General features: G+C 44.4%; 12 protein-coding genes. All 12 read right to left on the bottom strand.

Going from position 1 to position 14,947, the window contains the following annotated elements; translation table 11 throughout:
- Positions 1–52 precede the first annotated feature (52 nt).
- A complete protein-coding gene (gene scfA / locus WS40_RS11400; protein ID WP_013498654.1) occupies positions 53–196 on the bottom strand; it encodes a six-cysteine ranthipeptide SCIFF in 144 nt (47 codons plus the stop codon).
- Positions 197–294: 98 nt separating this feature from the next.
- A complete protein-coding gene (locus WS40_RS03995; protein ID WP_046440374.1) occupies positions 295–699 on the bottom strand; it encodes a TIGR04086 family membrane protein in 405 nt (134 codons plus the stop codon).
- Between the two features lie 106 nt (positions 700–805).
- Positions 806–1,138: a preprotein translocase subunit YajC gene (yajC, locus tag WS40_RS03990; RefSeq protein WP_325208404.1), complete on the bottom strand. Its 333-nt coding sequence runs from the start codon at positions 1,136–1,138 to the stop codon at positions 806–808.
- 94 nt (positions 1,139–1,232) lie between these two features.
- Positions 1,233–2,618 (bottom strand): NADPH-dependent glutamate synthase, encoded by a 1,386-nt coding sequence (gene gltA, locus WS40_RS03985; RefSeq protein WP_046440372.1) that lies wholly within the window; start codon positions 2,616–2,618, stop codon positions 1,233–1,235.
- Positions 2,618–3,451 (bottom strand): sulfide/dihydroorotate dehydrogenase-like FAD/NAD-binding protein, encoded by an 834-nt coding sequence (locus WS40_RS03980; protein ID WP_046440370.1) that lies wholly within the window; start codon positions 3,449–3,451, stop codon positions 2,618–2,620. The genes gltA and WS40_RS03980 overlap by 1 nt, the downstream gene beginning before the upstream one ends.
- A gap of 204 nt (positions 3,452–3,655) precedes the next feature.
- Positions 3,656–4,843 (bottom strand): glycoside hydrolase family 10 protein, encoded by a 1,188-nt coding sequence (locus WS40_RS03975; protein ID WP_325208403.1) that lies wholly within the window; start codon positions 4,841–4,843, stop codon positions 3,656–3,658.
- Between the two features lie 210 nt (positions 4,844–5,053).
- Positions 5,054–7,927: an Asp-tRNA(Asn)/Glu-tRNA(Gln) amidotransferase subunit GatB gene (gene gatB, locus WS40_RS11395; RefSeq protein ID WP_325208402.1), complete on the bottom strand. Its 2,874-nt coding sequence runs from the start codon at positions 7,925–7,927 to the stop codon at positions 5,054–5,056.
- Positions 7,928–7,941: 14 nt separating this feature from the next.
- Positions 7,942–9,390 (bottom strand): Asp-tRNA(Asn)/Glu-tRNA(Gln) amidotransferase subunit GatA, encoded by a 1,449-nt coding sequence (gatA, locus tag WS40_RS03960; protein WP_046440365.1) that lies wholly within the window; start codon positions 9,388–9,390, stop codon positions 7,942–7,944.
- 25 nt (positions 9,391–9,415) lie between these two features.
- The gene (gene gatC / locus WS40_RS03955) at positions 9,416–9,694 is read right to left on the bottom strand and encodes an Asp-tRNA(Asn)/Glu-tRNA(Gln) amidotransferase subunit GatC (RefSeq protein WP_038671608.1); all 279 of its coding nucleotides are present in this window, start codon (positions 9,692–9,694) and stop codon (positions 9,416–9,418) included.
- 197 nt (positions 9,695–9,891) lie between these two features.
- Entirely contained in the window at positions 9,892–11,166 is a 1,275-nt protein-coding gene (locus tag WS40_RS03950) for a diaminopimelate decarboxylase (RefSeq protein ID WP_022287279.1), read from the bottom strand.
- A 220-nt stretch (positions 11,167–11,386) separates the two neighbouring features.
- A complete protein-coding gene (locus WS40_RS03945) occupies positions 11,387–13,165 on the bottom strand; it encodes an ABC transporter ATP-binding protein (RefSeq protein WP_046440363.1) in 1,779 nt (592 codons plus the stop codon).
- A 16-nt stretch (positions 13,166–13,181) separates the two neighbouring features.
- The gene (locus WS40_RS03940; RefSeq protein WP_046440360.1) at positions 13,182–14,939 is read right to left on the bottom strand and encodes an ABC transporter ATP-binding protein; all 1,758 of its coding nucleotides are present in this window, start codon (positions 14,937–14,939) and stop codon (positions 13,182–13,184) included.
- Positions 14,940–14,947 lie beyond the last annotated feature (8 nt).

Below are 14,947 nucleotides of genomic sequence, written 5' to 3'. Positions count from 1 at the left end.
GTCCCTTTAGCAAGGCGTGTGTACGCTCGCACGCCTCAGAAAGATCGGAATATTAAGCTTCTCTCTCGCACTTCTGGTTAGCAACTGTGCAGGAGGTCTTGCAAGCTGACTGACATGATGCCTGACACTTGCCGCAGCCACCCTTAGCAGCAGTCTTCTTGAGATTAGCCTTATTGATCGTCTTGATATGTTTCATAGGATTTTACCTCCAATAATTGATTTACACTAATTATACCACATATCCCACTATGTTTTATGAACGAATAGTTAATGCAATATAAACATTTATCCTTATCAAAAACGACTGCTTTTAGAATTTACCCCTACAACTCCGCCTACGCCTGCACACACAAGGGTAAGCACAAGCTTTGCAGGCACGGAAAAGCTTTCGGCTGCCTTAGAAAACAGTGCACTGAGAATGACAATGATAAGAAAAATGAACACTCCGCACAGCACACCTGACAGCAGACCGTTTCTACGTTGCCTTTTTCCGCAGACATATCCCCCTGCATACGCTCCGATACCAAGTGCCGCTGTTGACATCACCGACAGCATAAGGTCGGTGGCATCTATCTTAGTGATAACATACGCAAAAGCAAGCACAGCAACAAATATCGCACCGCACCCCACGCAGGCAGACAACGCCGTTGACGACAGCACCGACAGCTTTCTGCCCCAGAAAAGTCTGTTGTTTTTCATATCCGCACCCCCACACTGAATATCCTAAAAAAATTATATTCAAAGTCACGGACAATAAGAACACAAAAAGGGACGGATAAAACTACCCGTCCCTTAAAAGCGATATTTACTTTGCGTCACCGTCATGAATTGTTTCGTTCTTAGCGATAGCCCACTTTTTAATACGGATCTTACTTCTATCGCCGCCTGTTTCGATAACAACAGTGTCGTCCTTGATAGAGAACACGATACCAACGATTCCGCCGTTTGTAACGACCTCGTCACCTATCTCAAGGTTATCTCTCATCTCAGCGTCTTTCTTATCCTGCTTTTTCTGCGGACGGATAATAAAGAAGTAGAAGAACACGATTATGAGTACCAGTGGGATAAAAGTCATGGCAAGTGATGCAGGTGAACTCTGCTCAGCTGCCAAAACTGAAATAATTGCTGACAAATTCATCAAAAGACCTCCAAATCTAATAATACTATATTAGTATATCAGATATTTGCACAAACTTCAAGCCTTTTAACAAATAATTTTCATTTACAAGAAATTATTTCTTGTTCTTGATATACTCGTCGATAGCGGCAGCAGCCTTTTTGCCTGCGCCCATAGCGAGGATAACAGTAGCAGCGCCTGTAACAGCGTCACCGCCTGCGTAAACGCCTTCCTTAGTTGTTGACTCGTTCTCGTCAACGATAAGGCAGCCGTGGTCATTTGTTTCAAGACCAGGAGTTGTACTTCTGATAAGTGGGTTAGGTGATGTACCGATAGACATGATAGCTGTATCAACGTCAAGAACGAAGTTTGAACCCTCGATAGGGATAGGACGTCTTCTGCCGCTTGCGTCAGGCTCGCCCAGCTCCATTTTGATGCACTCCATGCCGTTTACATGACCGTTCTCGTCGCCAACTATCTTAACAGGGTTGTTAAGAACGAGGAACTCGATGCCCTCTTCCTGAGCGTGATGAACCTCTTCCTTTCTTGCAGGAAGCTCGTCCATTGAACGTCTGTATACGATATAAACGTGCTCAGCGCCAAGTCTCATTGCAGAACGAGCAGCGTCCATAGCAACGTTACCGCCGCCTACTACAGCTACGTTCTTAGACTTCATGATAGGAGTCTCATAATCGTCCTTGTATGCCTTCATAAGGTTGATTCTTGTAAGGTACTCGTTAGCAGAGTAAACGCCTACAAGACCTTCGCCCTCGATACCCATGAATCTTGGAAGACCTGCGCCTGAACCTACGAATACAGCTTCATAGCCCATGCCCATAAGCTCGTCGATAGAAAGAACTCTGCCGATAACCATGTTTGTCATGATATGTACGCCCATGTTTGTCAGATTGTCTATCTCGTGCTGAACGATAGCCTTTGGAAGTCTGAACTCAGGGATACCATACATAAGAACGCCGCCTGCTGTATGGAATGCCTCATAGATAGTTACGTCATAACCAAGCTTAGCAAGGTCTCCTGCAACTGTAAGGCTTGAAGGACCACCGCCGACAACAGCTACCTTGTGACCGTTTGGTTCAGCCTTTTCTACGGCAACTGCCTTGTCCATCATATAGTCTGCACAGAATCTCTCAAGTCTGCCTATACCAACAGGCTCACCCTTGATACCTCTTACACACTTGCCCTCACACTGATGCTCCTGTGGACATACACGTCCGCAAACAGCCGGCAGAGCATTTGTTGTTTTGATGATAGCATAAGCTTCTTCAAACTTGCCCTCTGCTACCTTTGCGATAAACTCAGGAATCCTAACGCTTACAGGACATCCTGTCATACAAGGCTTGTGCTTACAGTTAAGACATCTCTGAGCTTCTTCTATAGCCTGCTCAGGGGTGTAACCCAAAGTAACTTCCTTGAAGTTTCTAGCTCTTACCTTTGGCTCCTGCTCTGCGATAGGAGTCTTTGTCAAACTCATATTAGCCATTATCTTACACCTCCAGTAAGTCTGCACAAGTGAGCCTTTTCCTGCTCCTTATAAGTTGAGTTTCTTCTCATAAGCTCGTCGAAATCTACCTTCTGACCGTCAAAGTCAGGACCGTCAACGCAAGCATACTTGATCTTGCCGTCAACAGTTACACGACATCCGCCGCACATTCCTGTGCCGTCGATCATGATAGGGTTGAGTGAAACGAGAGTCTTGATATCATAAGGCTTTGTTACCTTGCAAACGAACTTCATCATTGGAACTGGTCCGATAGCGATAACCTCGTCAAACTTAGCACCACCGTCAATAAGCTCCTGAAGCTTGTTTGTAACAAATCCGTGATAGCCGTATGAACCGTCGTCTGTACAGATATGAAGATGTGAAGAAGCCTTGCCCATTTCGTCCTCGAGGATAACGATATCCTTGCTTCTGAAGCCTGCGATAAGATCAACTTCAACGCCCATGCTGTGGAGTTTCTTAGCCTGTGGATAAGCGATAGCACAGCCAACGCCTCCGCCTACTACTGCAACTCTCTTGATACCCTCGTCATACTCTGTGGCAACGCCGAGAGGACCAACAACGTCATGGATATAGTCGCCCTCATTAAGTCTTGCAAGCTCAGTTGTAGATGCACCTACTACCTGGAAAATAATTGTGATCGTGCCCTTTTCTCTGTCATAGTCAGCGATAGTGAGCGGAACACGCTCGCCCTTCTCATCAACTCTGTAGATGATGAACTGACCAGCCTCAGCCTTAGCGGCAATGTAAGGTGCGTCGATCTCCATAAGAACAACAGCGTCGTTGAGCTGTCTTCTTGTTACGATTTTGTACACTAAAATCCCTCCCTGAATAATTAGCAAAATAATATTGTTTTAGGCAAATAATACAAAAACATTTTCTATTATCGCCTTACAGCATATAACATTATACTATATTTAAAAAGAAATTTCAATAGTTTTTTGTTTACTTCCATAAATTTTATAATAATATATCACAATTTGTTTACATTTAACATACCATAATTTATATATCGCATATCATTTTACAGATGTATCAAGTTTATCAAAAGCAATTTCGATACACTCCTGCTCCTGAACTCCTCTATCACTGCCGCCAAACAAGCTTGCATAGCCGTATACCGCCGCTCCTGCGTAGTTATAACTAACTACAGCGTCATTTATCTGCCTGCCGATAATGCCGATATTTTCAGAAAATTCACTCTCGCTGTCTATCTTATATACTCCCAGACCTGCCACCAGCGTAACATCAGTTGTGCAGATATCAGCCCACTGCTGTAGGGTATCCTCATAAGGCTTAACAGAATTTTCATAACCGAAGTATATCTGCGGACAGATATAGTCTATATACCCCTCCTCGCTGCACCACTTTTTCACATCAGCGTACATATACTCATAGTTGTTCTCCATATTTCCCTGAGGCGAAACTCCCACGAGGATATCCTTATCCACCCCCTTGACCGCACTGTATATCTCCCCAACCATAAGGGAGATATTGTTCAGCCGCCATTTTGCTAGATCGTCAAACTCCGTCTGGGCAGAAAAGCACTGTGCGTCAAAATCCTCAGCCGTTGTGGGATAAAAATAATCGTCGAAGTGCAAGCCATCAATATCATAATTTTCTGCAAGCTCCGCCGCACCCTCTGCAATAAGCTGTCTTACCTCATCATAAGCAGGATCGAGCCACAAATGGCTGTCGCCCTCAACCTGTTCCAGGTAGCCGTCGCCCTCGTCATACCATTTTTTCAGAAGAAAGCTATCGTCATAATTCTGAAAACATTCCTCATTCTCACACCTGAGAGGGTTTATCCATGCGTGAAAAGAAAGCCCCTTATCATGTGCAGTCTGTATCATTATATCAAGCGGGTCGAAGTCACTCCGCTCACCTGCCACGCCTGTTATATATCTTGATGCAGGATAAAGTTCCGAATCATATATAGCGTCCCCAAAAGGTCTGACGTGGACATACAGCGTATTACAACCTATGCTCAAAGCATTTTCACACGCCTGAGAAAAGTTCTCACGAAACTCCTCGGCACTTTTCCCGGTGAGCATATCAGCAAGGTCAATATAGGATATCCATATAGCTTTCTGCACAGTATAATTAAGCTTGTGTGACGTTTCCGCATCAGTGTAGTTTTTCTCTCCGCACACAGGTATCACCGATGCTTTTTCCATAGTCACAAGCCTGTCCCTCTGAGAATTCACCTCACCTCCGCAGGAGCAAAGGGTCAAAAAACAAATAAGTAAAGCAAGAATTTTTTTCAAGAATATCAGTCCTCCGAATCAGTATCATTGAATTATACTATTCTTATTGGACAAATATTCTGCTTTTATACAGCCCCGACGACCTCAGGTCGCCCATACAAAAAAGAACGGACAGTATACCCGTCCGTTCTTGTGTCAGCATATTCCAGACTATGGAAGAAGTCTGTTGATATCTCTTGGGAACAGTGATGTTTCCCTGATGTTGTTCTTGTTAAGAAGCTTCATGAGAAGTCTTTCAAGACCGATACCAAGTCCACCGTGAGGTGGCAGACCATACTTGTGAGCCTCAAGATAGTTCTTGAAGTCAGCAAGATCAAGTCCCTGAGCCTTCATCTTCTCTACCTGCTCGTTATAATCGTGTATTCTCTGACCGCCTGAGGTTATCTCAAGACCTCTGAACAGCAGGTCGAACTTGTATGCTTCTCTTGGGTCTTCTCTGGAGTTCATTGCATAGAACGGAGGCTTCGATGATGGGAAGTGTGTAACAAAGATAAAGTCTGAATCGTACTTTTCCTTGGCATACTTGCCGAGGTTTACCTCGTCCTCAGGGTCAAGGTCGAACTTCTTGCCGCTTCCCTCGCCGCCTCTCAGCAGCTCGATAGCGTCAGCAAACTTGATAGACGGAACTTCCTTTATCTCAGGAACGTCAGCGTCAAGTATCTTCAACTCGTTCTGATAGTTTTCCTTGATATACTCGAAAATGGACTTGAGCATTGCGATCTCCATTTTCATAACGTCATACATACTGTCGATATAGCCCATTTCAAAGTCAAGACCGATATACTCGTTGATATGACGTGAAGTAGCGTGCTTTTCAGCTCTGTATACAGGTGCTATCTCATAAACTCTGTCAAAGAATGCCACAGCCATTTGCTTATAGAACTGCGGTGACTGGTTAAGGAACGCAGACTTGCCGAAGTAGTCAAGACGGAAGATGTTAGCGCCGCCCTCTGCACCCTGAGCAACTATCTTTGGCGAGTGTATCTCAGTGAAGTTGTTTGCCTGCATGAACTTGTGCATACCCTGAACAAGACCCTCCTGGAGCTTGAATATAGCTCTCTCATAAGGGTTTCTCAGTGAAGCCGCACGGTTGTCAAGATTTACTTCTATTGTGCAGTTAAGTCTGCCCTGTGATATTTTTAAAGGAAGCTCAGCGGCGTTCGTTGAGATAAGCTTGATAGAATTAAGCTCTATTTCAAGACCGTTGAAGTCCTTAGGGTTTTCCTTAACAATACCCTTTACGTTTACAAAGAAGCCCTCTCTCAGACCCTCGATAGAATCCTTGCAGTTGTCGGCAGAGTAAACTGTCTGTATAACATCTCTTGAGGTTCTTACAACGATAAATGCAATGCTTCCCATGTTCTTTATTCTATGAACACAGCCTGAAAACTCAACTTCCTTGCCCATATTAGCCTTAGCGTCAGCAAGCATAAACTCTTTCTTGACGTCAGCTGTATCTATCATAAGCATTTTGCCGTCATTTTCAGGTACATACTTATCAGCGTTCTCATACTTTGTGAGCTTTGAAGTGTCGATAACGTTGTCCTTTACGTCCTCTTTCTTCTCTGCGTCAGAAGCAGCGCTTGCAGCGGCAGCTTTCAGCTTGCTTTCAAGAATTTCCTTGATTATCTTAGGTGTTGCAACGCCCTTGAGAGCCTTTGTACACTGACCCATGATAAAGCCGAATACCTTTGTTTCACCGTTCTTATACTGCTCTACCTGTGCGGCATTTGCGGCGAGTATCTCGTCAACGCCTGCCTCAACCTTTGCAGTATCCACAGTGATTATCATACCCTTGCTCTTTGCAATGTCCATAGGCTTGCCGCCCTCTTCTACCATTGCTCTGAACACAGTCTTAGCGTCGTTCTTTGATACCTTCTCTGTATCAGCCATTTCAACAAGCTCTGCAAACTCCTCAGGTGTGAAACTGATATTGTTTATATCTATCTCGCCCAGATTTACTCTTCTCATAAACTCGCCGAGAATGAACACAGCCACGCTCTTAGGATTGTTATATCTCTTAAGTGCATTCTCAAAGAAATCTGAGATTATCTTTGTTTGGATAAGCGTTTTTGCGTCTATCTCAGAAATACCGTATTCCTCAGTGTATCTCTTGAATCTGCTGCTTGGCATTTCAGGCAGCTTAGCCTTTATCTCATCAAGCTGAGCGTCTGTAAGGTTTACCTGAAGAATATCAGGCTCTGGGAAATAACGATAATCGTTAGCGTTTTCCTTTGTACGCATTGAAGTTGTCTTATCTCTGTTTGCGTTGTAACGTCTTGTTTCCTGAACGACCTTTTTACCAGCTTCAAGAAGAAGCGCCTGCCTTTTTTCCTCATACTTGATAGCTCTGCCAACAGACTTGATAGAGTTGATGTTCTTTATCTCCGCACGAGTACCGAACTCAGTTGCATCAGGACGCATAAGAGAGATATTAACGTCACATCTCAGTGAGCCCTGCTCCATTTTACAGTCGCAAACGCCTGCATACTGTAAAAGCAGAGATATCTGCTCAACGAAAGCCATTGCTTCTTCTGCTGACGCTATATCAGGCTCAGTAACTATCTCGATAAGCGGGATACCGCATCTGTTATAGTCAGCCATTGAGATTCCGTTGAAAGCGTCATGAACGAGCTTACCGGCGTCTTCCTCAAGGTGGATATGGTTTATTCTGATGTTCTTCTTCTGACCGTTCACCTCGATAGGCACATATCCAGGACCTACGATAGGTCTGTAAAGCTGTGATATCTGATATGCCTTTGGCAGGTCAGGATAGAAGTAGTTCTTTCTGTCGAATACTGAAAACTTGTTGATACCGCAGTTGAGCGCATATCCTGCCTTTACAGCATACTCTACAGCCTGCTGATTGATGATAGGCAGAGTACCGGGCATACCTGTACATACAGGGCAGCATCTTGTATTTGGCGCACCTCCGAACTCAGCGGAGCAGTTACAAAAGATCTTAGTTTTGGTAAGCAGCTCGGCGTGGATCTCAAGGCCGATGACCGTTCTCCATTTTTCCATTTGTCTTACCTCCCTTAAAGCTTTGGCGCAACAGGCTTGAAGCCCTTTTCGTATGCGTCGGCAGTCTTGATGATAGTTGCCTCGTCGAACTTTCTGCCTATAACAGACATACCGATAGGCATACCCTTGCTGTCATAGCCGCAAGGAGTTGATATTGCAGGCAGACCTGCGATATTTACTGTAACTGTGCATATATCAGCCTGATACATCTGAACAGGGTCGGAAGTCATCTCAGGGCTGTATGCAACAGCAGGAGTTGTCGGCGTAAGAATAACGTCGCACTTCTCGAATATATCGTTGTATTCTTTTCTTATAAGCTGTCTGAGAGCCATTGCTTTTCTATAGTAAGCGTCATAATATCCGCTTGACAGGCAGTAGTTTCCAAGAAGTATTCTTCTCTTTACTTCCTCGCCGAATCCCTCTGAACGTGACTTGATTATAAGCTCTTCATAGCTGTCGGCTGTGAGCGTTCTGTGACCATACTTGATACCGTCATATCTTGACAGATTTGAAGCCGCCTCAGCACAAGCAAGAAGATAATAACAAGGAACAGCATACTTAAGCGACGGCATAGAACACTCGATAAGCTCAGCGCCCATTGCCTTATATTCCTCAGCAGCCTTTAAAACGGCAGCCTTTACCTCATCATTGATGCCCTCTGCATAGAACTCCTTAGGAAGTGCTATCTTCATGCCCTTCATTGACTCGCCTATCTTTGCAGTGAAGTCAGGCACTTCAAGCTTTGAGCTTGTGCCGTCATGGAAGTCATAGCCGCATATCTCGTTAAGGAGTATAGCACAGTCATGAGCGTCAAGACCGATAGAACCTATCTGGTCAAGAGATGAAGCGAAAGCCACAAGACCAAATCTTGAAACTCTGCTGTATGTTGGCTTGATACCTGTTACGCCGCAGAAAGCAGCAGGCTGTCTGATAGATCCGCCTGTATCAGTACCAAGAGCAACAGGTGCAAGTCCCGCAGCGACAGCCGCAGCAGATCCGCCTGATGAGCCGCCAGGTACACGGTCAAGATCATAAGGATTCTTTGTCTTTGCAAAAGCGGAGGTCTGTGTAGAGCCTCCCATTGCGAACTCGTCCATGGAAGTCTTGCCGAGCATTACGATATTCTCAGCGTCAAGCTTTTCCATAACGGTCGCATTATAAGGCGGAACGAAGTTTTCAAGCATTTTTGACGCACAGGTGGTCTTTACGCCCTCTGTACAAATATTGTCCTTTACTGCCACAGGTATTCCTGTGAGAGCCTTTGCTTCGCCCTTATCGATAACGCCCTGAGCCTTTTCAGCCTGCTCCAGAGCCTTTTCCTCAGTAACAGTGATAAAGCTCTTTACCTTATCGTCATATTTCTTTATTCTCTCAAAATATGTCTGTGCAAGCTCTTTAGCGGAAATTTCCTTACTGTCAAGAGCCTTACGCATATCACGGATTTTCATTGAAGAAACGTCCAAATTTCACACTACCTTCCTGTTAAATTTACTCTACGACCTTAGGCACTACAAAGCAGTTGTTTGTATTCACTGCATTTGAAAGGACCTTTGAAGTAGGCATAGATTCGATGACCTCGTCTTTTCTCAGATCGTTGAGGTAAACATCATGATTGTCCTTGAGATCGTCATAGGTAATGTCGATTTCCTTTACGGTATCCATAAGATCAATAATATCAGTCATCTGCTCGGCTGTGGCTGCAAGCTCTTTATCGGAATATTCCAGCTTGCTAAGCTCTGCCAGATACTTGACCATGTTCAAATCCATATATAATCCCTGACCTTTCTTAATATTAAGGCAACGCCTTAGGTGCAAAAATACACCAATTCAATTTAATATTATACTACATCTCATACTATTTTGCAAGCAAAAATCACATAAATTCCGATTTTTTTAATATTTGCTCACCAAACGTCCAAAAACAGCAAGACCCACAGAGAAATTCCCTGTGGATCTAAGCGTCATTACTTATTATTCTTTGTATATTTATCAAAAATATCAGTGAAATCAAATGTTGCGAAATAGTCAGCAGGAGTTTCGGCACGTCTTATCATATCGAATGAGCCGTCCTCGTGGAGAAGTATCTCTGCTGAACGGAGCTTTCCGTTGTAGTTGTAGCCCATCGAGAAACCGTGTGCGCCTGTGTCGTGGATAACGATGATGTCGCCGGTGTCTATCTCAGGCAACATTCTGTCGATCGCAAACTTATCGTTGTTCTCGCAAAGACCGCCAGTTACGTCATACTTGTGGTCGCATGGAGCGTTCTCCTTGCCGAGAACTGTAATGTGATGATATGAACCGTACATAGCAGGACGCATAAGGTTGCAGGCACAAGCATCAAGTCCAACATACTCCTTATAAGTATGCTTATGATGTGTGCAGGTAGCAACGAGATGACCGAACGGAGCAAGCATATATCTGCCAAGCTCCGTGAAGATAGCAACGTCACCAAGACCAGCAGGAACCATTATATCCTCAAATGCCTTGCGAACGCCCTCGCCGATAGCGAAGATATCGTTCTGTGGCTTATCAGGCTCATATGCTATGCCAACACCGCCTGAAAGGTTTACGAACTTGATGTCTGCACCCGTCTTTTCATGAAGCTCAACAGCAAGCTCAAAAAGTATTCTTGCAAGCTTTGGATAATAAGCGTTTGAAACAGTGTTTGAAGCAAGGAAAGCGTGAAGTCCGAAATGCTTTGCGCCTTTTTGCTGAAGTATCTTGAAGCCCTCAAAAAGCTGCTCTCTTGTGAAGCCGTACTTAGCCTCACCAGGGTTGTCCATTATCTGAGTTTCTATCTCGAAATGTCCGCCCGGATTGAAACGGCAGCAGATAGTTTCAGGAATACCGCAAAGGTCGTCAAGATAATCTATGTGAGTGAAATCGTCAAGGTTGATATAAGCGCCAAGCTCTCTTGCCTTGAGAAAATCCGCCTTTGGAGTTACGTTTGAAGAAAACATGATGTCGCTTCCGCTGAATCCGCAGCAGTCGCTCATCATAAGCTCAGTAAGAGAAGAACAGTCAACGCCGCAGCCCTCTTCCTTGAGTATTTTCAAAATGAATGGGTTAGGGGTAGCCTTTACAGCGAAATACTCTTTGAAGCCTTTGTTCCAGCTAAATGCCTTGTAAAGATCTCTGGCTCTCTGTCTGATACCCTTTTCGTCGTAGATATGAAAAGGTGTAGGATACTGCTTGATTATCTCCTCAGCCTTTTCCTTGGTTATAAATGGTGTTTTCATTATATATCAATCCTTCTGCAAATAATATATTTTATAAAAATACATATTTATCATACCATTTTAATACGGATTAGTCAAGTGAAATATCTGATTTTAAGAAATAAAATACACTTTATTGTCATTTTTCAATACAGCCACACCACTGTCACACCCATTTTAGTAAAAAAAGCACAAAGCACACAGCCGTAAAAGCCGTGTGCTTTGCATATAAAAGCCTGCTTTATGAAGCCTGATCAAACTGGCTGTTATAAAGCTCGGCATAAAATCCGCCCTTTGCCATAAGGGTTTCATGGTTTCCGCTTTCGATAACGTCGCCGTCACGCATAACAAGTATCAGGTCTGCGTTTTTGATAGTCGAAAGTCTGTGTGCGATAACAAAGCTCGTTCTGCCCTTTGTAAGCTTATCCATTGCCCTTTGGATAAGAAGCTCCGTTCTCGTATCGACAGAAGATGTTGCTTCATCAAGTATGAGCATAGGCGCATTCTGGAGCATTGCCCTTGCGATAGTGAGAAGCTGTTTCTGTCCTGCGGATATAGCCACGCTTTCAGAAAGCACTGTATCAAAGCCCTCAGGGAGCGTATGAACGAACTTATCCAGACCGCAGGCTTTGCACACTCTTTCAAGGGACTCGTCGCTTATGCCCTCCATGTTGTATACAAGGTTTTCTCTTACAGTGCCCTCAAAAAGCCATGTGTCCTGCAAAACCATGCTGAACATATTGTGGACAGTTTCACGGCTGAGCTGTGATATAGGCGTTCCGTCTATGGAGATACTTCCGCTGTTTATCTCGAAAAATCTCATAAGCAGATTTACCATTGTGGTCTTACCTGCACCGGTCGGTCCGACGATAGCCACCTTCTGACCTGCCTTTACCTCTGCGGAAAAGTTCTTTATTATCACCTTGTCAGGAGTATCAGGATAGCTAAAACGAACATTTTCAAAGCTTACGTTGCCCTTTACCTCAGGCATTTCACTGCTCTTGTCGCTCTCGTCTGGAAGTTCCTCGCTTTCGATAAAGTCAAATATTCTCTGAGCTGAGGCGGAAGCTGTCTGCATATTTGTCATGCCCTGAGCTATCTGACCAAGAGGTGATGTGAAAAGTCTTACATAAAGAATGAACGATATTATTACGCCGAATGTGATAGTGCCGTTAAGGGCGAGCATTGAGCCGAAAACGCATACTGCAACGTATGCAAGATTGCCGATAACGTTCATAAGCGGCTGCATGATACCTGACAGAAACTGTGACTTCCAGTTTGCGTTGTATACAGCCTCGTTAAGTCCGCCAAAATGTTTCTTTACATTATCTGCTCCACGGGATATCCTTACTACCTCGTGACCTGAATACATCTCCTCAACATAGCCATTGAGCTTACCAAGGCTTTCCTGTCTGTCGAGGAAGAACTTCTGTGATTTTGACATTATGAAAACTATCAGGAAAAGTCCCAAGAATGTGATGAACAGTGAGATGAGCGCAAGTCGCCATTCTGTAACAAACATCATTATAAGACAGCCCACAAACTGTGCCGCTGCACTGATTATGGTCGGAAGACTGTTTGTAAGACCCTGTTGTAAAGTTGATACATCATTTGTGATACGGCTGAGGATATCACCCTGTGAATGTGAGTTGAAATACTTCTGCGGAACGCAGTTTATCTTTCTTGAAAGGTCGCTTCTCATTCTGTATGACATTTTCAGGGTGACTGTCGCCATTATATACTGTTGAATAAAGGTAAAAAGCGAGCTTGAAATATATATCGCTCCAAGGAAAATTCCTACCCTTGCCACTGCTTTAAGGTCAATGCCTGTCATAAGTCCGTCTGCCATAAGGTCGGTTATCTCGCCCACCTTGTCAGGCCCTATGATAGTCAGCACCGCACCAAGCGCCGCAAGAACCAATGCCACGGCAACGATACCTACACTGCCTTTCATATACTCTATTATTTTTTTCATAGCGGACGCCATTTCGCCCTTACTAGACTTCTCGTATTTTCTCATTGTGCAGTCCCCCTTTCTATGCAAGTTCTGCCGCACTTAGCTGTGAAAGTGCTATCTCTTTGTATACGTCGCAGTTTTTCATAAGCTCCTCATGAGTACCCATGCCCACGGCTTCGCCACGGTCAAGAACTATTATCTTGTCTGCATGACGGATAGTGCTTATTCTCTGTGCAACGATTATCTTTGTTGTGTCCTTAAGTTTCTCGTTAAGACCCTCTCTGAGCTTTGCGTCTGTCTTGTAATCAAGGGCTGAGAAAGAATCATCAAATACAAGTATCTCAGGCTTTCTTGAAAGCGCTCTTGCAATAGACAAACGCTGCTTCTGTCCGCCTGAAACGTTTCTGCCCATTTGAGATATCATATGCTCTGTGCCGTCAGGAAGCTTATCCACAAACTCCTCCGCCTGAGAAAGCTCGATAGCGTTTTTAAGCTCCTCGTCAGTTTCAGGAGTGGCACTCTCGCCGAAAAATACGTTTTCTCTTACACTGCCTGCAAAAAGCACAGCCTTTTGCGTTACATATCCAAGCTTGTCATAAAGGGTGTCAAACTTGTAGTTTTTTACGTTTACGCCGTCCACGAGGACTTCGCCCTCTGTTGCGTCATAAAATCTTGGTATAAGGCTTATAAGCGTTGTCTTGCCGCTTCCTGTTGCACCGATTATGGCAAGGGTCTGACCCTTGTTTATCTTAAAGCTTATGTTGCTCAGCTCGTCCTCAGAGGCATGAGGATATCTGAAAGAAACGTTTTTAAATTCCACAGTACCCTGCTCTCTTCCCTCGCTGACGCTGCCCTCTTTTATGTTCACGTCACGCTCAAGCACTTCGTTGATACGCTCTGCTGAGACCTGAGCCGCAGGGAGCATCATAAATATCATAACGAGCATCATAAATGACATTACAACGTATGTGGCATATGTGCTGAAAACAACAACGTTACTGAAAAGCGTTATCCTGTCCTGAACGGCCGTCAAGGCTATCTGCTGGATAAGCACTGCTCCAAGCCAGTAGATAGCAAGGGTCAGACCATTCATTCCGATATTCATAACTGGCATCATAAGTGCGAACATTCTCTGGTTTTTGAGCTGTGTGTTCATCATATCCTTGCTTGGAACATCGAACTTGTCGTTCTGATATTTCTCAGCATTAAAAGCATGGACAACGTTTATGCCTGTGAGATTTTCTCTTGCCACACGGTTTATTTTATCAGTTAGCTTCTGAACGATACGGAATCTCGGTATGCAGGTCGCCATAACTGCAAGAACGAATACGCATATCACCACAACGAACGCCGCAGTCACCGCTGAAAGCTCCCAGTTCTTGCCAAGTATCTTTATAACAGCCCAAACCGCCATGATAGGAGATTTTATTATCATCTGAAGTCCCATTGACACTATCATCTGTATCTGTGTGATGTCGTTTGTTGTCCTTGTTATAAGGCTCGGTATGGAAAAGTCCTGCATCTCCTCGCTGCCCATATCCATAACATGGTTGAACAGCTTTTCTCTTATTGTGTAGCTGAATCCTGAGGCAGTCTTTGCGGAAAGATAGCCGCAGACGATAGCAAGAGCGGCACTTGCAAGGGTACAGCCAAGCATTTTAAGTCCGACGTTCAGGATATCGGAAGTTTCACTGCCTGCCGTGTTGAGCATCATGGTCAGGTCAGTCATATAGTCAGGCAGCGTCAGGTCAAAATACACCTGTCCCAGCACCAGAAGTGCACAGAGAACAGCCATAAGCACCTCACGCTTGCCCATCTTTTTAAGCAGTTTTATCATATTTGTTA

The sequence above is a fragment of the Ruminococcus sp. N15.MGS-57 genome, assembly GCF_000980385.1.
Taxonomy (GTDB): Bacteria; Bacillota; Clostridia; order Oscillospirales; family Ruminococcaceae; genus Hominimerdicola; species Hominimerdicola aceti.
Note: the sequence above shows the minus strand (reverse complement) of the source record. Positions and strands in the feature narration are given on the sequence as shown.

Coding starts and splice junctions, on each gene's coding strand:
- WS40_RS03940 (WP_046440360.1), bottom strand. CDS start 14,939: ATGATAAAACTGCTTAAAAAGATGGGCAAGCGTGAGGTGCTTATGGCT.
- WS40_RS03950 (WP_022287279.1), bottom strand. CDS start 11,166: ATGAAAACACCATTTATAACCAAGGAAAAGGCTGAGGAGATAATCAAG.
- gltA (WP_046440372.1), bottom strand. CDS start 2,618: ATGGCTAATATGAGTTTGACAAAGACTCCTATCGCAGAGCAGGAGCCA.
- WS40_RS03995 (WP_046440374.1), bottom strand. CDS start 699: ATGAAAAACAACAGACTTTTCTGGGGCAGAAAGCTGTCGGTGCTGTCG.
- gatC (WP_038671608.1), bottom strand. CDS start 9,694: ATGGATTTGAACATGGTCAAGTATCTGGCAGAGCTTAGCAAGCTGGAA.
- yajC (WP_325208404.1), bottom strand. CDS start 1,138: ATGAATTTGTCAGCAATTATTTCAGTTTTGGCAGCTGAGCAGAGTTCA.
- WS40_RS03945 (WP_046440363.1), bottom strand. CDS start 13,165: ATGAGAAAATACGAGAAGTCTAGTAAGGGCGAAATGGCGTCCGCTATG.
- scfA (WP_013498654.1), bottom strand. CDS start 196: ATGAAACATATCAAGACGATCAATAAGGCTAATCTCAAGAAGACTGCT.
- gatB (WP_325208402.1), bottom strand. CDS start 7,927: ATGGAAAAATGGAGAACGGTCATCGGCCTTGAGATCCACGCCGAGCTG.